The organism is Salinispora cortesiana, assembly GCF_000484695.1.
Classification (GTDB): Bacteria; Actinomycetota; Actinomycetes; order Mycobacteriales; family Micromonosporaceae; genus Micromonospora; species Micromonospora cortesiana.
Genome location: NZ_AXVR01000043.1, coordinates 15,677 through 34,484, shown reverse-complemented (window position 1 = coordinate 34,484; position 18,808 = coordinate 15,677). Strand labels below are relative to the sequence as shown.

Here is an 18,808-nt window from a genome sequence, read left to right as displayed (position 1 = left end):
GCGCGGCTACCCCTTCTCCAGATACTCGGCGCGGTCCGCGTCCACCAGGGCCGCCACCGACGCCGCCAACGCCGGATGGCGCACCAGCTCCGGATCCTCCTCGACCAGGTTGATCGCCTCGGTCCGGGCGTCGCGGATCAGGTCCGCGTCCCGCAGCAGCGACAGCAGCCGCAGGTGCGAGCGGCGACCAGATTGGGTGGCGCCGAGCACGTCGCCCTCGCGGCGCTGCTCCAGATCGAGCTCGGCGAGCTTGAAACCATCCGTTGTCGACCCCACCGCGTCCAGCCGCTCCCGCGCCGAGCTGCCCTCCACCGCCTCGGTCACCAGCAGGCAGAGCCCCGCCGCGGAGCCACGGCCGACCCGACCGCGCAGCTGGTGCAGTTGGGACACCCCGAACCGGTCGGCGTCCAGCACGATCATCACCGTGGCGTTGGGAACGTCCACCCCGACCTCGACCACGGTGGTGGCCACCAGCACATCGAGCTCACCGGCGGCGAACGAACGCATCACCGCGTCCTTCTCCTCCGCGGGAAGCCGACCGTGCAGCACCCCGATCCGCAGCCCATGCAGCGGCCCCTCGGCGAGCAGCGGCGCCACCTCGGTCACCGCGAGCGGTGGCCGCCGCGCACCGTCGTCCGCCGGCGCCGCCTCCTCGTCGGAGGAGGGACCATCGCCGATGCGCGGGCACACCACGTACGCCTGATGGCCGGCGGTGACCTCCTCCCGCAGCCGGCGCCACGCCCGGTCCAGGAAAGCCGGCTTCTCCGCGGCCGGAACCACATGCGACGCGATCGGGGAACGCCCCCGCGGCAGCTGCGACAGGGTGGAGACCTCCAGATCTCCATAGACGGTCATGGCCACCGTACGCGGAATCGGGGTGGCCGTCATGACCAGCACGTGCGGCGGCTGCTGAGCCTTGGCCCGCAGCGCGTCCCGCTGCTCGACACCGAAGCGGTGCTGCTCGTCCACCACCACCAGACCGAGGTCGGCGAAGTCGACGCCCTCGTACAGCAGGGCGTGCGTGCCCAGCACGATGCCGGCGGCGCCGCTGCGCACCTCGCCCAGCGCCCGGCGGCGGGCCGCGGCACCCAACGATCCGGTGACCAGCTCCACCCGCGTGGCGTGCTCGGCGGCGTCCAGCTCGCCCGCCCGCCCCAGCGCCCCGAGCAGGTCGAGGATGCCGCGGTAGTGCTGGGCGGCGAGCACCTCGGTCGGGGCCAGCAGCGCGGCCTGCCCACCGGCGTCCACCACCTGCAGCATCGCGCGCAGGGCGACCACCGTCTTGCCGGAACCGACCTCGCCCTGCAGCAGCCGGTGCATCGGGTGGGCAGTGGCCAGGTCCGTGGCGATCTCGGTGCCGACCTCCTGTTGGCCGATGGTCAGCTGGTAGGGAAGGCGGGCGTCGAAGGCGTCCCGCAGACCACCGTCCACCCCGGGTCGTGGTCGGGCTGGACGGTCGGCGGCCTGCCGCTTGCGTCGCACCAGGGTGAGCTGCACCGCGAAGGCCTCGTCCCACTTGAGCCGGCGGCGGGCCCGGTAGAGCGCCTCCTTACTGGTGGGCCGGTGCACCTCGCGCAGGGCGACGCCGAGGCCGACCAGGTTACGAGCGCTCCGCACGGTAGTCGGTACCGGATCCGCCGGTGGGTCGACAGTGTCCAGTACGACCCGCACACACCGGGCGATCACCCACGTCGGCACCGCCGCGGCGGCCGGGTAGACCGGGATCAACGCACCCGCGAACTCCTCGACCTCCTCGCTGGCCGCCACCTCACCCTCGTCACCGGCGCCGAGAAGCACGTACTCCGGGCCGTTGAGCTGCCGGCGGCCCCGAAACTCGGTGACCTTGCCGGCGAACAGCCCCCACCGGCCGGGGCGCAGATCCCGCTCACGCCAGACCTGGTTACCGAAGAAGGTCAGGGTCAACGCGCCCCCCGAGCCGTCGCCGACCGTCACCTCCAGCAGATTTCCACGGCGCTGGCGCATCGGACGTACGGCGGTACGCTGCACCTGGGCCAACACGGTGACCTGCTCACCGACATCAAGCGACCGAATGTCGGTGTGCTCACCGCGCTCGTCGTACCGGCGGGGGACGTGGTAGAGCAGGTCGCCCGCGGTGTGCAGGTCGAGGTGGGTGGCCAGGGCCTTGGCCGTCTTCGCCCCGACCAACTTACCCAACGGAGTGTCGACGGTGGTCTGGTCGGAGGTCATTCGACCCCCACCAGGAGCGGGTAGTGCGGCTGCCCGCCCAGGTACACCTGCACCTCGACGAACGGCCAGGAGCGGACCACGTGCTCACGGACCGCCTCGGTCAGGCCGGCGGGGGCGTCCGCCCCGAACAGCAGGGTCACCAGCTCACCACCGCCGCCGAGCATCCGGTCGACCACGGCGGTACAGGTGTCGAACAGGTCCGCCCCGATGAGGTGCACCTCACCGTCGACCAGGGCGAGCACGTCTCCCGGCCGGCAGGGGCCGGCGACGGTCAGGGCCGCCCGGCTGGCGTGGCAGACCTCCGCGTACCGGCAGGCACCGGCGGCCTCGGCCATCGCGATCACGTCGTCCTCGAAGCGCCGACCCGGGTCCCGGACGGCGAGCGCGGCGAGCGCCTGCACCGGCGACCGGGTCGGGACCACGCTGACCTTGACGCCGAGCTGCGACGCCGCCCGGGCCGCGTCGTTCACCATCGCCCGGGTGTCCGGGTCGTTGGGCAGCACCACGACGTGGGCAGCGCCGGTGGCACGGACCGCGGTCAACAGCTCCTCGGCGGAGGAGACACCCTCCAGCACCGTCGCCTCCGCCGCGGTGCAGAGCTCGACGATGCCAACCCCGGTGGCCACCACCACCGCCGCCCGGCGGTCCGGAGCCGGATCGGGATCCGGCGAGGCGCTCGACCGGGGCAGGTCGGCGAAGCGGGTCACCACGATCCGATGCGGACGACCGGCGACCACTCCTGCCTCGATTGCCGCGCCGACATCGTCGACGTGCACGTGCACGTTCCAGGTGCCGACCGCGCCGTCGCCGACGACCGCCAGCGAGTCGCCCAGGGCACCGAGCTCCTCACGCAGCCGGGCCACCGCCGCCGGCTCGGCGTCGAGCAGGTACTGCACCTCGTAGGCGTACGTCGACCAGCTGCGCTCGCGGGATTCGTCGGCCGGCAGCTGGAGCGACCTGTCGGTGAGCTCCGGGCGCTCCCCGGTTAGTTCCGGACGCGCCGGGCGCTCCCCGGTGACCACCTCGACCAAGGCGTCGAGCAGCAGACAGAGGCCCCGCCCACCGGCGTCAACCACGCTGGCACGGGCCAACGCCGGTAGCTGCTGGGGCGTTCGGCCGAGGGCCTGGGCGGCCTCGTCGGCCGCGGCCCGGACCACAGTGCCCAGCTCGTCCCGGCCGGCCCGCTCGGCGGCACGCGCCGCGGCGGCGGCCACGCTGAGCAGCGTCCCCTCGACCGGAGCGGCGACGGCGGCGTAGGCGGCGGTGGCGGCGGCGCGCAGGGCGGTGGCCAGCGCCCGGCCCCGCACCACCGGAACCGCGGCCAGCGCGTCAGCAAAGCCGCGCAGGATCTGCGCCAGGATCACCCCCGAGTTGCCCCGGGCACCGAGCAACGCGCCCCGGGCCATCAGCCGGAGTGCCTGCCCGTGCGGGGTGGGTCCGTCGTCCGGCAGCGTGTCCAGCTCCATCGCCAACGCCTGCTGCGCCGAGGTGAGGGTGAGCACCAGGTTGGTGCCGGTATCACCGTCGGGCACCGGGTAGACATTGAGGTGGTCGATCTCGCCCTGGTGGCGCTTCAACGCGACCAGCCCATCCGCGCACCAACGGCGGACCGCGGCGGCATCGAGGGTGTCCAGCACGGGAAGTAGCCTACTGGCGCGCTCCGACCCGCGTCTGGTCCGGCGACGCGCGCCGGGCGTGTCCCCGCAGGGCCGGGGCGAATCCGCGCCGGGCCGGTGGGTCGGAGGGGGGTTGGGCACCGCCAGCAGGCATCGGGTAACCTGGCCAGGTTGCCCGGGCAGCGCCTGGTGACGACCTCATGAACGGATCAATCCCAGGAGTATCCCGTGGCTAGCGTGTGCGACGTCTGTGGTAAGGGGCCGGGCTTCGGCCACAACGTGTCCCACTCGCACCGGCGGACCAACCGCCGCTGGAACCCGAACATCCAGTCGGTGCGCACCCCGGCCGGTGGTGGCAACACCAAGAAGCTGAAGGTCTGCACGTCCTGCATCAAGGCCGGCAAGGTCACCCGCGCCTGACGCGGGAACCCAGCCCGACCGAGCCGGCGGACCCGTTGGGGTCCGCCGGTTTTGCGTTGCTGGGCCGGGCGCCACCCGTGCGAAGCCTGGGCCGCGCCTCCCGAGCGGAGCGCGGGTTCAGAGCGTACGGCCGAACGAGACGCAGCCCGGGGCATCCTTGTAGAAGCCAAAGTTCGGGATCTGCGCGTAGCCGGATGAACGGTACAGCGCGAGCGCCTCGGGCTGCCGATCGCCGCACTCCAGGACAATCCGCTGACGGCCCTGCTCGCGCGCGGACTGTTCCACCGCCGCCAGGACCGCTCGGGCCACGCCCCGCCCCCGGGCGTGTGGTGCCACATACATCCGCTTCAGCTCGGCTGTCTCGACCGACCCACCGTGGCTGCGCCAGCCGCCACAGGCCACCGACTCGCCGTCGAGGTGGGCGATGAGGAAGGTCCCGCCGGGCGGCTCGAACTCGGCGGCGTCCACCGGAGTCTCGTCGCCGCTGCCGCCGTATCGCACGCCCAGGTCGGCGAGGGCCGCCTTGATCAGCCGCTGTGCCGTCGGCGAGTCGAATCGGGTGGGGTAAATCTTCAGGTTCCGCACCAGTGCAGGGTACGACCGTCCCGGTGTGCCTACCGGAAGTGGTCCCAGCCGGCGGGGCCCTCCCACGGCCGATGGTCAACAGTCACCCCGGAGCCAGCGGTGACCTCACCGATCGGCTGCCAACCCGCCGGCAACGCCGCCGTCGGGGGGAAGGTCGCCGCGAGGGCGTGGTCGTCCCCGCCGGTCAACAACCAGGTGTACGGGTCAACGCCGAGCGCCTGGGCCGCGTCGCGCATCTGCCGGGGCACCGCGAAGGCGTCCCGCCGCACATCCACCGCCACCCCGCTCGCCTGGGACACATGCCCCAGGTCGGCGAGGAGCCCGTCTGAGACGTCGATCATCGCGGTCGCCCCGGCCGTGGCCGCCGCCGGTCCGGCCTGGTACGGCACCTCGGGTCGTCGGTGCGCCTCGACCAGCAGCCGCGGTGTCCGGAAGCCTCGGGACAGGACGGTGAGGCCGGCCGCCGCGTACCCGGTCCGACCGGCGAGAGCCACAATGTCGCCGGGCTGGGCCCCGGCCCGGGTCACCGGCGCCCGGCCGCCGAGATCACCGAGTGCGGTCACCGCGATGGTCAGGGTGGGACTCGACGACATGTCCCCGCCCACCACGCTGGCCCCCACGATGGCGGCCTCCGCGGCCAGGCCGTCGGCGAGCTCCTCCGCCCACCCGGGCGGCAGCTCCGGTGGCATGCAGAGGGCGACCAGCAGGGCAGTCGCGCGCGCACCCATCGCCGCGATGTCGGCGAGGTTCGCCGCGGCTGCCCGGTGGCCGATGTCCTGCGCCGCGGACCAGTCCCGGCGAAAGTGCCGCCCCTCCACCAGCACGTCGGTGGAGGCGACAACCCGGGCGTCCGCGGCGGCCACCACCGCCGCGTCGTCCCCCGGGCCGAGCAGGACGGTCGGTCCGTACGACAACCGAGCGGTTACTCGGTCGATCAGACCGAACTCCCCCAGCCCCACGACGCCGTTGCCGCGTTCGCTCACCGCTTCTCCTTCTCCGCCGATCGGAATCCGGCCTGGTCGGTAGGGTATTTTCTCCCTTCGGGCCGCTTATTCAGCGGCGACGGAGGGAGGTCGAACGTGGTACAGGCGTACATACTCATCCAGACAGAGGTCGGCCAGGCACGTGACGTGGCCGGTCAGATCGCGAAGATTACCGGCGTTGTCCGCGTCGACGCCGTCACCGGGCCCTACGACGTGGTGCTGCTCTGTGAGGCACCGACCGTGGACGAACTCGGCGACCTCATCGTCAGCAAGGTGCAGATGGTGCCCGGAATCACCCGCACCCTCACCTGTTCGGTGGTGCGTCTCTAAGTGAGCAGGCTGCCCGACTCATCCGATACCACCACCACTGCCCGCCACGACGCACCCGCCCCCGGGGACGACACCACTGCCCGCCAGGCGGCCACCGACGGCGCCGACGGGTCCCCGGAGGGCGGCCGGGACCGCTCCAACCGCGGCGCGGCCCTGATCGCGACGGCGGTCGCGCTCCCGGCGACCGTGCTGGCCGGCGTCCTGGCGTTCAACCAGTTCGCCCCGGACCAGCTGGAAGCCGAGCCGAATTCGGCGACGACCCCCACACCGCTGTCGACCGCCGCGGTGGAGATGGCCGCTCCGGCCCTGGCCGAGCGTCCCGCCACCGTCTGTCGCGCCCTGCTCTCCCAGCTTCCGCCGACGATCCGGGAGCTGCCGCAGCGTCCGGTCACCGCCGGTCCCGAGCAGAACGCCGCGTACGGTGACCCAGCCCTCACTGTGGCCTGCGGCGACGCGGCACCGACCTTCGCCGACACCGACAAGCTCTGGTTGGTCAACCGGGTCTGCTGGTACGGCAGCGAGGCGGCGGGCAGTACCGTGCTGAGCACCGTCGACCGGGAGACGACGGTCACGGTCCGGGTGCCCGACGATTACGACCAGCCGCTCCAGTGGGTCTCCCCCATCTCGGAGACGATCATCGCTACGGTCCCCTCCGTCGACGACGCTCCGACGGGCTGCCGCCCCGGGTAGACCCGGCCAACGGGCCGCCGCCGCGCTCCGGACCGGCAACCCGAAGCGTGGCGGCGAGCCGGCTCAACGCAGGCCGCCCCCACGATGCAGGGCGGTCCGGATGAGCCGGTTGATCAGCTTCGGGTACTCCAGACCGGCGGCCGCCCACATCCGCGGGAACATCGACGACGGGGTGAAGCCGGGCATCGTGTTTACCTCGTTGAGGTAGACATCCAGCTCGGGGGTGATGAAGAAGTCGGCCCGGGCCAGCCCCGCGCAGTCGAGCGCGGTGAAGGCGCGGACCGCGTACTCCTGGACCTGACGGGTCACCCGCTCCGGCAGGTCGGCGGGGATGTCGTGCTCGGATGAGAGATCAGCGTCGATATACTTCGCCTCGAAGTCGTAGAAGTCGCGCTCCCCGACCACCCGGATCTCGGCGAGCACGGACGCTTCCGGCGCCCCACCGGCCTCGCCTTCCAGCACCCCGCATTCGATCTCGCGGCCGACGACCGCGCCCTCGACGAGGACCTTGGTGTCGATCTCCCGGGCAGTGGCGACCGCGTCGTCCAGGTCCGCCCAGTCGCTGATCTTGGTGATCCCGAAGGACGAGCCGGCCCGGGAGGGCTTGATGAAGACCGGCAGGCCGAGGCGCTGCTTCTCCTGCTCGGTCAAGGTCATGCCGCTGCGCAGCACCGCGTACGGGCCCACCGGAATCCCCTCGGCGGCGCAGAGCTTCTTGGTGAACTCCTTGTCCATGGCGGCGGCGGAGGCGAAGACGTTCGCCCCGACGTATGGGATGCCGGCCATCTCCAGCATTCCCTGGATACTGCCGTCCTCCCCGTACGCTCCGTGCAGGACCGGAAACACCACGTCCACGTCGGCGAGGGCCCGGGGCCCCGCGGCCGCGTCGAGCACCAGCAGCCCCCTGTTGCTCGGGTCAGCGTTCAGCATGATGGCGTCCCCGCACTCCGCGGTGATCTCCGGCAACCGCCGGGCATCGATCGCGAGCTGATCCGGATCACCTCCGGTCAACACCCACTGGCCGGCGCGGCTGATCCCGACCGGCACAACCTCGTACTCGTCGGGGTCGAGCGCCGCCAGCACGCTGCCGGCGCTAACACAGGAAATGCCGTGCTCCGGGCTACGTCCGCCGAACACGACCGCCACGCGGGTCTTGCCTGGGGTGGTCACTGGCCCTCACCTCTTCGTCGGCTCGTCGCATCTGCCGGGGCGCTCACCTTGGTGACCTTACTGTGCGTGGCGAACGCCGGCGGGCGATACCCCATTGAGAACGCGCGGGCCGAGCAACTAGCCGCCCCACAATACGGTGGGTAACCGGATTGTGGGGATGTGTCGGTTTAGCTGGGCAGGAAGGAGACGGCCCCCGCCGGTTTCCGGCAGCCCGCCGGGCCGTCGACTATCGGCGACCGCGCCGCCGGCCGATCGCGATCAGTTTGACCCGCTGCCGACCCGCCCGCACCATGCCCAGCGCCATGAACGCTCCCGCGATGCGCTCGGCCGCCTCCCGGCTACTCGCGCCCACCACCTGCCGACGCCGCTCCGGGCTGGCCCGTTCGTCCCGACCACAGTCCTGGGCGCGCACATCGGTGAGCACCACCAGGAACCGGTTCAGCGCCACCGGGCCGGAATCGGTGGCGCTGCGGCCCTGTCGGGGCAGCTGGGCAGTTCGCATGTCGAGTCCCTCCGAACGGCGAGCCATCGGGGCGGCACGCGGCAACCGGGTCCGGGGGAGGTAACCCGACCACCGCGTGCCTCATCCCTCCGAGTCGCTCGCCGCCACCGTCGCCACGACAACCGTCAGCGAGGACCTTGCAACAGGGTGACACTGCGACAGCCGTGAATGCAACTCTCACCCACGTTCTCTCATTTACCGCCTCCCAAAGATGTGCAAGGATCGATACATGGCCCCGAAAACCGCCCGCGCCCGTCGGCTGGGCATCGCCCTGCGCATGCACCGGGAGGCCGCCGGCCTCACCCTGGAGGCCGCGGCGGACGAAATCAGCAGCACCCGCAGCACCCTGTCCCGCTACGAGAACGCGCAGACGCTGGTGAGCCCGGCGGTCGTCCGCGCGCTCCTGACCGTTTACGGGGTCGCACCAGACGAGATCGCGGCCGCAACGCAGCTCGCCAAGGACGCACGCAAGCCCGGCTGGTGGGTCTCCTACTCGTACCTTCTCGACCGACGCACCATCGACTTCATCGCGCTGGAGGCCGAGGCCACCGCGATCGCCAACTTCGAGCCCTCCGTGGTGCCCGGCCTGCTCCAGACCGCCGACTACATCCGCGGAGTGATGCGGGGCGGCCCGCACACCCTGACTGATGACGAGGTCGAGCAGCGAGTCCAGCTCCGGCTCGACCGACAACAGCGGCTCACCGCACCACACCCGCCGATCCTCGACGCCATCATCGACGAAGGCGCCCTACTGCGACCGGTGGGCGACCGGACGGTGATGGCGGCGCAGCTGGGCCACCTCCTGAAGGCAAGCGAGTTGCCCAACGTCACCGTCCAGGTGATCCCACTGGCCGCCGGCTACCACCGTGGCACCCGCGGCTCGCTACACATCCTGGAGTTCGCGGACCCCGAAGACCCCTTCATCGCCTCGGTGGAGACGGTCGCCGGCCAGATGGTCCTCGACCGCCCCGGCGACCTCCGCACCTGCACCAAGATCATGGAACACCTGCGGAGCGTGGCCCTCAGCCCGGCAGACAGCCAGGACCAGCTTCGGCACCTCATGGAGGGACGGTAGGACAATGACCCCGACGATCGGCGCGGAGCTGACCCGGGCCCACTGGCACACCAGCAGCCACAGCGGAGACGAGGGGGCGTGCGTCGAGGTCGCGGCGCTGCCACAGGCGGTGGGCGTGCGCGACTCGAAGGACCGAGGCGGGCCGGCGCTGCTCTTCACCCCCGCAGCCTGGACGACCTTCGCCGCCGCGCCACCCCGCCGGTGACCGGTCGGGCGGCGGTACCGGTCCCACCGTCGCCCGACCACCGGAAGCCAGCTCCGGCCACCCGTCATCGCCCCGGTGCCGACGACACCCGCAGCGCCGCGAGGGCCACCCCGCGAGCCCCGGCCATGTCCCGCTCCGGCACCAGCGCAAACGTCGCCGCCGCCTGTTCCTTCCGCAGCACGGTGTGCTCGCGGACGGTGGCGAGGAACCAGTCGCGAAACTCCGGAGCCGCCTCCACCACGCCCCCACCGACGAAGTACGCATGCGGATCAGCCAGATTCGCCACGAGGGTGAACAGCCGGCCGATCGCCTTCGCCTGCTGGGTGAAGATCTCCCGGGCCAGCGGGTCACCCCGCTCACCAAGCCCGCGGACCAGCTTCGCCGCCCGCGCCAGCGGCTCGGTGGCCAGCGGATGCCCGGGAAACCGGGTCAGCCAGTACGGCAGCAGGTTACGGGCGATCCCGGTCAGCGACGCGACGCTCTCCGCGTCCCCGACGAACCCACAGCCACAGACCGGATCCGGCTGGCCGGGGCCGAGCAGGCCGGTCAGTGGTAGCTGCACGTGCCCCAACTCCCCCGCCATGCCGGCCGCACCGGCGATCACCCGCCCTCCTTCGACCAGCCCGCCACCGAGGCCGGTACCGACCACCACGGAGACCGACGAGCGATGCGCCGCGTCCGCGCCAAAGTGCGATTGGTGCGCGTACAGGGCGGCGGCGTTGCCATCGTTGAGATACACCACCGGCAGGCCGAGCCGCTGCTGAAGCGCACCCCGCACGTCGTAGCCCCGCCACTGCGGCTGGGAGAAGTTGGTCGAACCACGCGAGGAGATCACCCCGGCGGCGCTGGCCGGACCGGGGGTGTCCAGCCCCACCGCCCGGACCAGATCCCGAGTTACACCGACCGACGCCAATGCCCCGGTAAAGGCATCCGCGAGGGCCTCGATCGCTGCCTGTGGACCGGCCTGGACCTCGCTCGGGCTCTCGAGCAACCCATCCACGAGGAAGCGTCCATCCACCGTCAGCACAGTGGCGTTGTTGCTGGTGCCGCCGTTGTCCAGACCAACGACCACCGGCGTTGCCGCGCTGCCCACGTTCCGCCCTCCCACTCCGGAGACGATGACGTGAGGCTAGTTCCCGCGCCGGTGACCCGCCATCGGCAAACCGGCAGTGGTCAGCCGTCAACGACCCGCAGCGCGGCAGCCACGTCAGCTACCAGGTCGGCGGTGTCCTCGACGCCGCAGGAGAGCCGGACGAAGCCGGGCGGCGTGTCGTCACCCCACTGGGCCCGCCGGTCGGCCGTGGTGTGCAGCCCGCCAAACGAGGTGGCCGCCGACACCAGCCGGGCCGCGGCGACGAAGCGGGCGACGCGGTCGGCGTCGCCGAGATCAAACGAGAGCACCCCCGGCATCCGGCGCAGCTGCGCCACCGCCACCGGGTAGGCCGGGTCCTCCGGCCGGCCCGGCCAGCGCAGCCCGGTCACTCCCGGTTGCTTCGCCAGCAACCCCGCGAGGGCCGCGGCGTTCGCGGTCTGCCGGGCCAGCCGCAGGTCGAGGGTGGCCAGGGATCGGTGCGCCAGCCAGGCGTCGAAGGCGCCCGGGACCGCCCCGGTGTGGTCCCGCCACCGGGTCACCGCCGCGAGCAACTCGGCCGACCGGGTACCGACATAGCCGAGCAGCAGGTCCGAGTGGCCGGTGAGCGCCTTCGTACCGGAGGCCACCACCAGGTCGGCGCCGAGTTCCAACGGACGCTGCCCAAGGGGGGTCGCGGTGGTGTTGTCCACCACCAGCAAGGCCCCAGCCGCCCGCGCCCGCGCCGCCAACGCGGGCAGGTCAACGACGTCGAGGCCCGGGTTCGCCGGGGTCTCCACCAACACCAGACGTACGCCGGCGAGGTCCGGATACGGCCCGGCGGTCGGCGCGAGGAGCACCCGTACCCCGATGCCGGCCAGGGTCTCGGTCGCGAATGCCCGCACCGAGAAGTAGCCGTCGGCGGGGAGCAGCACCGTGTCGCCGGGGCGCAACACACTCAGCAGCAGCCCGGTGATCGCCGCCTGGCCGCTGGCGAAGACCCGGCAGTCGCCCCCCTCCAGCTCACCAATCGCCGCCTCCAACCGCCGCCGGGTCGGATTGTCCGACCGACCGTAGCCGTTCGGCGTGCCCGCCGGCCCGGCCCACGGGTCGAGGTGGTACGGCGCGGCAAAGACCGGGCCGGGCAGGAACGGCTCCCCGGGTACGGGCTCCGGCAGCCCGGCGCGGACACAGCGGGTTCCGTCGCGGTCGGCCAGCACCGCCTCACTCCGGCTTCGTCGTACGACTCATCAGCGCCGCGACCGCACGTCGCGGGTCCCCACCCTCGTGGCAGACCACCTCGACCTGCTCGGTGATCGGCATCTCGATCTCGTGTGCCCGGGCCAGATCCCGGATGGCCAGCGCGCTCTTGACCCCCTCGGCGGTCTGCCGGGTAGCGATCCGGGCCTCCTCCAGGGTTGCCCCCCGGCCGAGGTGCTCGCCGAAGGTGCGGTTGCGAGCCGACGGGGAGGAGCAGGACGCCACCAGATCGCCCATGCCGGCGAGGCCGGCGAAGGTGAGCGGGTCGGCGCCGAGCGCTACCCCGAGCCGGGCGGTCTCAGCCAGCCCGCGGGTGACCAGCATCGCCCGGGTGTTGTGGCCGAAGCCCATCGCGGTGGCGATGCCGTACGCGAGGGCGATGACGTTCTTGACTGCACCTCCCAGCTCGCAGCCGATCACGTCGTCGTTGGTGTACGGGCGAAAGTACGGGGTGGTGATCGACCGCTGCACGAGGGTGGCCCGGTCAACGTCGGGGCAGGCGACCACGGTGGCGGCGGGCTGCTCGGCAGCGATCTCGGGGGCCAGGTTCGGCCCGGAGACCACGACCACCCGGTCGGCGGGGACGCGGGCGGTCTCCATGACCACCTCGCTCATCCGCTTGGTGGTGCCGAGTTCGATCCCCTTCATCAGGGAGACCAACGTGGCGTCGCGGTGCAGGTACGGGAGCCACTCGGCGAGATTGCCGCGCAGTGTCTGCGACGGGACCGCCAGCACCACCAACTCGGCACCCGTGATCGCCTCCCCGGCGTCACCGGTGGCCGCTACCCGCTCCGGCAGGACCAGACCCGGCAGGTACTCCGGGTTGGTCCGCTCGGCCCGCAGCGCCGCCACGACCGACTGTCGCCGGGCCCAGAGGGTGACCTCCCGGCCCGCATCACCGAGGATCTTGGCGAAGGCCGTTCCCCAGGACCCGGCCCCCAACACCGCCACGTGCCCGCTCATGCCGCTGCTCCCGGGCGCTCGGTGCGGCGGGGGCGTTCCCAGAGCTCCGGCGGCGCGGCCTGCCGGACCTCGGCCAGCAGATCGCGCAGACGCAGCATGATGACCTCGGTCATCTCCTCAAGCACCGCCTTCGTCGGAGGGACGCCGGCCCACTGGTCCAGGTCGACCGGGGGCCCGGCGACGACGGTCACCGGAATTCGGGGACGCGGGTTCAGCCGGGCGGTCCGGGGATCGAACATCCGCTCGGGCCCCCACATCGCCACCGGAACCACCGGGGCACCGGTGGCCAGGGCGAGCCGCGCCGCGCCGGTCTTGGCCTTCATCGGCCACAGCTCGGGTTCCCGGGTCGTGGTCCCCTCCGGGTAGATCACCACCGCACCGCCGCCGTTCACCACCTCGACCAGGAGGTCCAACGACTGGACCGCAGCCGCGGTGCCGCGCTCGACCGGGATCTGCCAGCAGCGGCGCAGGATCCGGCCGACCAGCGGAATTCGGAACAGGCTGGCCTTGCCGAGAAACCGCGGCCAACGCCCGGAGTCGTATACGAAGTGCGCGGCGACCAGCGGATCGGCGTGCGAGATGTGGTTCGGCACGATGATCATCCCGCCGGAGCGACGGAGGTGTTCCATGCCGCGCCAACTCCGACGCGTCCAGATCGTCATCACGGACTTGACCAGCACCACGGCGAACCGTGGCCAGAACCCGATCCTGCGCCGCGCCACCCGTGCCTCCTTCTACCGCCACCGTCCGGCCCGCCGGTACGCCCCACCCGGTTCAACGCCCGCGAGGTGAAATCATGCCTGCTCCCCCCGGGTCCGGCCAGTGAGGGTACCGGCACCGGGCTGGCAGGATGGCGGGGTGACCCAGGTGTGGACCGTAGTGGTGCCGGTGAAGCGGCTGGACGCGGCGAAGAGCCGGCTCCGCGGCGCGCTGCCAGGCCGCCCCCACGCGGCGTTGGCGCTGGCGTTGGCGGTCGACACGGTCGAGGCGGTACAGGCCTGTCCGGTGGTTGCCGAGGTGCTGGTGGTGACGGACGACCCGGCGGTGACGGCGGCGATCGGCGCCCGAGTGGTGCCGGACCGCCCCGCCGCCGGGCTCAACGCCGCCTTCCGATACGGCGCGGCGGCTGCCGGGGCCGGCTGGGTCGCGGGCCTCACCGCGGACCTTCCCGCGCTACGCCCGGTCGAGCTGGCGGCCGCCCTGTCGGCGGCGCGGTCCGCTCCCACGACCCGCCGGTACGTGCCCGACGCCCCCGGCACCGGCACCGTGCTGCTGGCCACGCCGCCCGGCGTACCCCTGGATCCACGCTTCGGTGGCAGCTCTGCGGCCGCCCACGCGGCCAGTGGCGCGCTCCCCCTGCTCGGTGACTGGCCGAGCCTGCGTCGGGATGTCGACACCGCCGCCGATCTGGCCGCGGCCACCCGGCTCGGGCTGGGGGCGCGCACCGCGTCGCTGTGCGGCACGGCCACCCCCACCGCCAGCCGGCCGGTGTAGCGTGCCGGTCATGCAGGGCACGGTGGCCACCTACGACGCGACGACCCGCAGCGGCGTACTCCTCCTCGACGACGGCACCGAACTGGCGTTTCCGGCGCCGGCCTTCGACGCCTCCGGCCTGCGGCTGCTCCGCCTCGGCCAACGGCTGCGGGTGGAGACCGACGGGGCGGGAACGGTGATTCGCGTGACGTTGCCGACGATGAGCTGAGCAACCCGGCCAAGTTCATTTGGCGTTAACCGGGCTCAGGTCAAGATGGGCGGGTGAGCACCCCTGGCGAGCACCCCGCTGACTCCGTCGCCGGCCAACCGGCGGTCCCATCCCACAACGGCTCCCGCGCCCGCGGGGCCAACGGCCGCTTCCTGTCCGCCCGGGGCACCGACACCACCGACTCCCCGCCCGAGCCGAGCAGCGCCGACCCGGTCGACACCGCAGCCGGTCTGGAGGAGGTACTCGACCCGGTGCCGGACCAGCCGGCGCCAGACCAGTCGGCGCCGCCCGCCGAACCGCCCGCCGCGCAACCGCTGCCAGACGACCGGTTCCTCAACCGGGAGCTCTCCTGGCTGGACTTCAACGCGCGGGTCCTCGCGCTCGCCGAGGACCCGCGCACCCCGCTGCTGGAACGGGCGAAGTTTCTGGCCATCTTCGCCAGCAACCTCGACGAGTTCTACATGGTGCGGGTCGCCGGGCTGAAGCGACGGCTCTCCGCAGGGCTGCCGGTCCGCGGTGGTGACCGGATGCCGCTGCGCACCCAGCTCGAGCTGATCGCGGAGAAGACCGCCACCCTGGTTTCCCGACAGGCCGCCTGCTTCGTTGACGACCTCCTGCCGAAGCTGGCCGCCACGGGTTTGCGCATCCTCCGCTGGGGTGACCTGACCGACGCCGAACACACCCGGTTGCGCACCTACTTCGGTGAGCACATCTTCCCCGTACTCACCCCCCTCGCGGTCGACCCGGCGCACCCGTTCCCGTACATCTCCGGACGCTCCCTCAACCTGGCGGTCTCCGTCTGCGCCCCAGACGGCGGATCGGAGCTGTTCGCCCGGGTCAAGGTGCCCAACAACGTGCCCCGGTTCGTCCGCGTCCACCGCGACCAGCCCGGCGTCCAGGTGCTGCCGGTGGAGGATCTGATCTCGGTGCACCTGGGCCAGCTCTTCTCCGGGATGCAGGTGGTGGAGTGCCATCTTTTCCGGGTGACCCGCAACGCCGAAGTGGAGGTTGACGAGGACCGGGACGAAGACCTGTTGCAGGCCCTCGAACGGGAACTCGCCCGGCGTAGATTCGGCCCGTCGGTACGCCTGGAGGTTGCCGCCTCGATCTCCGAGCACATGCTGGAGCTCCTCGTCCGCGAACTGGACATGGACGCCCAGGATGTCCAGCGGGTCAACGGCCTACTCGACCTATCGGCGCTGTGGCAGCTCTACGGCGAGGCGGATCGGCCGGACCTGAAGGATCCGCCGTTCGTGCCGGCCACCCACCCGCGGCTCGCCGAGGGCGAGGTGCCGCGCAGCGTCTTCGCCACCCTGCGCGATGGAGACGTGCTGGTGCACCACCCGTACCGCTCCTTCGCCACCAGTGTGCAGCGCTTCATCGAGCAGGCCGCCGCGGACCCGAACGTGCTGGCCATCAAGCAGACCCTCTACCGCACCAGCGGGGACTCCCCCATCGTGGACGCCCTGGTAGACGCGGCGGAGGCCGGCAAACAGGTGGTGGTGCTGGTCGAGTTGAAGGCCCGGTTCGACGAGATCGCCAACATCGGCTGGGCGCGGACGCTCGAACGCGCCGGGTGCCACGTCGTCTACGGCCTGGTGGGGCTCAAGACGCACTGCAAGACGGCGTTGGTGGTCCGACAGGAAGGCAACCAGATCCGCCGCTACTGCCATATCGGCACCGGCAACTACCATCCCAAGACCGCCCGGCTCTACGAGGACTTCGGCCTACTCACCGCCGATCCGGAGATCGGCGCCGACCTGACCGACCTGTTCAACGTGCTGACCGGTTACAGCCGGCAGACGGCGTACCGGCAGCTGCTCGTGGCGCCGCAGGGAATCCGCAGCGGCCTGATCGAGCGGATCGAGCGAGAGATCTCGAATGTCCGGCTCGGCCTGTCGGGGCTGGTCCAGTTCAAGGTGAACTCGCTGGTTGACGAGGAGATCACCGACGCGCTCTACCGGGCCTCCCAGGCCGGCGTCCACGTGGACCTGCTGATTCGGGGCATGTGCACGCTCCGTCCCGGGGTCCCGGGCCTGTCAGAGAACATCCGGGTCCGGTCGGTCCTCGGCCGGTTCCTGGAGCATTCACGGATCTTCCGGTTCGGCAACGACGGCGACGCCGAGTTCTGGATGGGCTCGGCCGATCTGATGCACCGCAACCTGGACCGGCGGGTCGAGGCGCTGGTACGGGTCACTGACCCGGTGGCTCGAGCCGAGCTGGATCACGTGCTGACCGCCGCGTTCAGCCCCGACGTGGAGGCGTTCGAGCTGGACGCGGAGGGCAACTGGCACCGGCGCTCCGGCACCGGGGACGCCCCCCGGGCGCACCTGCAGGAGTTGCTACTTCGCCGGGTTGGCGGCACGGCCGTACGCTGACCAGATGGCGAGCGGGATCCGAGCGGCCGGCGGGGTCCTCTGGCGGCCGGGCCGGAGCGGTATCGAGGTCTGCCTGGTGCACCGCCCCCGCTACGGCGACTGGTCGCTGCCGAAGGGAAAGCTCGAGCCGGGCGAGCACCCGCTGCGCGCCGCCCTGCGGGAGGTCGCCGAGGAGACCGACGTGAGAGCGGTGCCGCAGGCCCGGCTGCCGAGCGTGCGCTACCGCAGCCAGGACCGGCCGAAGGTGGTCGGCTACTGGTCGATGCGGGCGGTCGCGACCGGTGGCTTTCAACCCGACACCGAGGTTGACGAGGTGCGCTGGCTCGCGGTGGACAAGGCGGTGCGGCTGGCCAGTTACCCACACGACACGGCGGTGGTGCGCGCGTTCGCGGCCCTGCCACCGGTGACCGCGACGGTCATGCTGGTGCGGCATGCGGACACGGGTGGACGGAGCAGCTGGGCCGGGTCCCAGAGCGGCCGGCCGCTCTCCGTTGCCGGTTGGGCCCAGGCACGACAGCTGGCGCCGCTGGTGGCCGTGGTTGCGCCGGTACGCCTGCTCGCCGCGTCGGCCCGGCGCTGCGTCCAGACCCTCAGCCCGGTGGCGGACCTTCTCGACCTGCCCATTGCGGTAACCGGGGATCTGGACGGGCCACGGGCGGGCCAGAGCCCGGACGAGTGCGCGTTGGCCGCTGCCGCCCGCCTGGCCGCCTTCGGCACGGCCGGTACGTCGGCCGTGGTGTGTAGCCAGGGCTCGACAGTTTCGGGGGCGCTGGGGCGCCTCTCTGGCCGCTGCGCGGACTTCACCACCGCGCACGGGGGTGGTTGGCTGCTCGCCTTCTCTGGCGCGGCTCTCCTCACCCCCGACCCCCTGTAACGCGTCGGGGGCGCCCACCGTGCTGGTGGACGCCCCCGACGGTGCCGGCTCAGCGCTTGGTCGCCCGCTTCGCCGGCGCCTTCCGCGCGGTGGACTTCGTGGCCGGTGCCGCCTTCTTCGTCGCGGACTTCCGCGCCGCCGTGGCCTTCGTCGCGGTGGCCTTCTTCGCCGGAGCGGTCTTGGCCGCGGTGGTCTTCTTCGCCGCGGTGGTCTTCTTCGCCGGAGCCGCCTTGCTCGCGGTCGTCTTCTTCGCCGCGGTGGTCTTCTTCGCCACGGTGGCCTTCTTCGCCGCGGTGGCCTTCGCGGCGGTCGTCTTCTTGGCCGCGGTGGTCTTGGCCGCGGTGGTCTTCTTGGCCGCGGCACCAGTGGTCCTGGCCCCGGCCGCCTTGGCGGCGGTGGTCTTCTTCGCCGCCGTGGCCTTCGGCACCTTGCCGCTGGCCACCATCTCCTTGAACCCGGTACCCGGGCGGAACGTCGGGACGGAGGTCTTCTTGACCTTCACCGCCTCGCCGGTCCGTGGATTGCGCGCTGTTCGGGCTCCCCGGACACGCTTCTCGAACGCTCCGAAGCCGGTGATCGATACCTTCTCACCCTTGGTAACCGCCGCCTGGACCTCAGTGAGGACCGCGTCGAGCGCGGCCGTCGCTGTCTTCCGGTCCCCCAGGCGAACGGCGAGCGTCTCGATAAGCTCGGCCTTGTTCACGACTTCCTCCCGATTGTGCAACTGACTCGACGCGAGCCATTCTGCGCGCACGTTATGCCCTGCGCTGGCGCTACA

Annotated in this window: 20 protein-coding genes; 9 read left to right on the top strand and 11 right to left on the bottom strand. The window is 72.0% G+C overall.

Going from position 1 to position 18,808, the window contains the following annotated elements; translation table 11 throughout:
* Window positions 1-6 precede the first annotated feature (6 nt).
* Entirely contained in the window at window positions 7-2,208 is a 2,202-nt protein-coding gene (recG, locus tag K228_RS0117875) for an ATP-dependent DNA helicase RecG (RefSeq protein WP_025619670.1), read from the bottom strand.
* A complete protein-coding gene (locus tag K228_RS0117870) occupies window positions 2,205-3,845 on the bottom strand; it encodes a DAK2 domain-containing protein (RefSeq protein WP_025619669.1) in 1,641 nt (546 codons plus the stop codon). The genes recG and K228_RS0117870 overlap by 4 nt, the downstream gene beginning before the upstream one ends.
* A 207-nt stretch (window positions 3,846-4,052) precedes the next feature.
* Between K228_RS0117870 and rpmB the strand changes: the two genes are divergently transcribed.
* Window positions 4,053-4,244, top strand: coding sequence for a 50S ribosomal protein L28 (gene rpmB, locus K228_RS0117865; protein WP_011905179.1), 192 nt, complete (start codon window positions 4,053-4,055; stop codon window positions 4,242-4,244).
* Between the two features lie 117 nt (window positions 4,245-4,361).
* On the opposite strand, the gene K228_RS0117860 is transcribed toward rpmB, so the two are convergent.
* Together K228_RS0117860 and K228_RS0117855 are read right to left on the bottom strand one after the other, a co-directional pair.
* Window positions 4,362-4,829, bottom strand: a complete 468-nt coding sequence (locus K228_RS0117860; RefSeq protein ID WP_025619668.1) for a GNAT family N-acetyltransferase — start codon at window positions 4,827-4,829, stop codon at window positions 4,362-4,364.
* A 29-nt stretch (window positions 4,830-4,858) separates the two neighbouring features.
* Window positions 4,859-5,812 carry a thiamine-phosphate kinase gene (locus tag K228_RS0117855; RefSeq protein ID WP_025619667.1) on the bottom strand — a complete coding sequence of 318 codons (954 nt, stop codon included), beginning with the start codon at window positions 5,810-5,812 and terminating at the stop codon, window positions 4,859-4,861.
* Window positions 5,813-5,908: 96 nt separating this feature from the next.
* Here K228_RS0117855 and K228_RS0117850 point away from each other — a divergent pair, with 96 nt between their 5' ends.
* Together K228_RS0117850 and K228_RS0117845 are read left to right on the top strand one after the other, a co-directional pair.
* Window positions 5,909-6,142 carry an Lrp/AsnC ligand binding domain-containing protein gene (locus K228_RS0117850; protein ID WP_018218919.1) on the top strand — a complete coding sequence of 78 codons (234 nt, stop codon included), beginning with the start codon at window positions 5,909-5,911 and terminating at the stop codon, window positions 6,140-6,142.
* Entirely contained in the window at window positions 6,143-6,832 is a 690-nt protein-coding gene (locus tag K228_RS0117845) for a DUF3515 family protein (RefSeq protein WP_025619666.1), read from the top strand. It begins immediately after the preceding gene.
* Between the two features lie 63 nt (window positions 6,833-6,895).
* Here the strand turns inward: K228_RS0117845 and K228_RS0117840 are convergent, their stop codons facing one another.
* Together K228_RS0117840 and K228_RS0117835 are read right to left on the bottom strand one after the other, a co-directional pair.
* Complete coding sequence (locus K228_RS0117840; RefSeq protein ID WP_025619665.1) at window positions 6,896-8,002, bottom strand: D-alanine--D-alanine ligase family protein; 1,107 nt, start codon at window positions 8,000-8,002, stop codon at window positions 6,896-6,898.
* 226 nt (window positions 8,003-8,228) lie between these two features.
* On the bottom strand, window positions 8,229-8,504 hold the full coding sequence (locus K228_RS0117835) for a hypothetical protein (RefSeq protein WP_025619664.1): 276 nt from the start codon (window positions 8,502-8,504) through the stop codon (window positions 8,229-8,231).
* Window positions 8,505-8,733: 229 nt separating this feature from the next.
* On the opposite strand from K228_RS0117835, the gene K228_RS0117830 reads away from it, so the two are divergent.
* Both K228_RS0117830 and K228_RS0117825 read left to right on the top strand, forming a co-directional pair.
* The gene (locus K228_RS0117830) at window positions 8,734-9,579 is read left to right on the top strand and encodes a helix-turn-helix domain-containing protein (RefSeq protein ID WP_025619663.1); all 846 of its coding nucleotides are present in this window, start codon (window positions 8,734-8,736) and stop codon (window positions 9,577-9,579) included.
* A gap of 4 nt (window positions 9,580-9,583) precedes the next feature.
* On the top strand, window positions 9,584-9,784 hold the full coding sequence (locus K228_RS0117825) for a DUF397 domain-containing protein (RefSeq protein WP_025619662.1): 201 nt from the start codon (window positions 9,584-9,586) through the stop codon (window positions 9,782-9,784).
* Between the two features lie 64 nt (window positions 9,785-9,848).
* Here the strand turns inward: K228_RS0117825 and K228_RS0117820 are convergent, their stop codons facing one another.
* The 4 genes from K228_RS0117820 to K228_RS0117805 form a co-directional block, all read right to left on the bottom strand.
* On the bottom strand, window positions 9,849-10,856 hold the full coding sequence (locus K228_RS0117820; RefSeq protein WP_025619661.1) for an ROK family protein: 1,008 nt from the start codon (window positions 10,854-10,856) through the stop codon (window positions 9,849-9,851).
* A gap of 101 nt (window positions 10,857-10,957) precedes the next feature.
* Complete coding sequence (locus tag K228_RS0117815) at window positions 10,958-12,073, bottom strand: cystathionine gamma-lyase (RefSeq protein ID WP_025619660.1); 1,116 nt, start codon at window positions 12,071-12,073, stop codon at window positions 10,958-10,960.
* 4 nt (window positions 12,074-12,077) lie between these two features.
* The gene (locus K228_RS0117810; protein ID WP_025619659.1) at window positions 12,078-13,076 is read right to left on the bottom strand and encodes an NAD(P)H-dependent glycerol-3-phosphate dehydrogenase; all 999 of its coding nucleotides are present in this window, start codon (window positions 13,074-13,076) and stop codon (window positions 12,078-12,080) included.
* Window positions 13,073-13,798, bottom strand: coding sequence for a lysophospholipid acyltransferase family protein (locus tag K228_RS0117805; protein WP_025619658.1), 726 nt, complete (start codon window positions 13,796-13,798; stop codon window positions 13,073-13,075). The genes K228_RS0117810 and K228_RS0117805 overlap by 4 nt, the downstream gene beginning before the upstream one ends.
* Before the next feature lie 136 nt (window positions 13,799-13,934).
* Here K228_RS0117805 and cofC point away from each other — a divergent pair, with 136 nt between their 5' ends.
* From cofC to K228_RS0117785, 4 genes are read left to right on the top strand one after another with little or no spacing between them, the layout of a single operon-like run.
* Window positions 13,935-14,570 (top strand): 2-phospho-L-lactate guanylyltransferase, encoded by a 636-nt coding sequence (cofC, locus tag K228_RS0117800; RefSeq protein WP_025619657.1) that lies wholly within the window; start codon window positions 13,935-13,937, stop codon window positions 14,568-14,570.
* A gap of 10 nt (window positions 14,571-14,580) precedes the next feature.
* On the top strand, window positions 14,581-14,778 hold the full coding sequence (locus K228_RS28910; protein ID WP_018740399.1) for a hypothetical protein: 198 nt from the start codon (window positions 14,581-14,583) through the stop codon (window positions 14,776-14,778).
* A gap of 53 nt (window positions 14,779-14,831) precedes the next feature.
* The gene (locus K228_RS0117790) at window positions 14,832-17,156 is read left to right on the top strand and encodes an RNA degradosome polyphosphate kinase (protein WP_025619656.1); all 2,325 of its coding nucleotides are present in this window, start codon (window positions 14,832-14,834) and stop codon (window positions 17,154-17,156) included.
* A gap of 4 nt (window positions 17,157-17,160) precedes the next feature.
* Entirely contained in the window at window positions 17,161-18,030 is an 870-nt protein-coding gene (locus K228_RS0117785) for a bifunctional NUDIX hydrolase/histidine phosphatase family protein (protein ID WP_029723714.1), read from the top strand.
* 49 nt (window positions 18,031-18,079) lie between these two features.
* Here the strand turns inward: K228_RS0117785 and K228_RS27400 are convergent, their stop codons facing one another.
* A complete protein-coding gene (locus tag K228_RS27400) occupies window positions 18,080-18,733 on the bottom strand; it encodes an HU family DNA-binding protein (protein WP_025619654.1) in 654 nt (217 codons plus the stop codon).
* Between the last annotated feature and the right edge of the window lie 75 nt (window positions 18,734-18,808).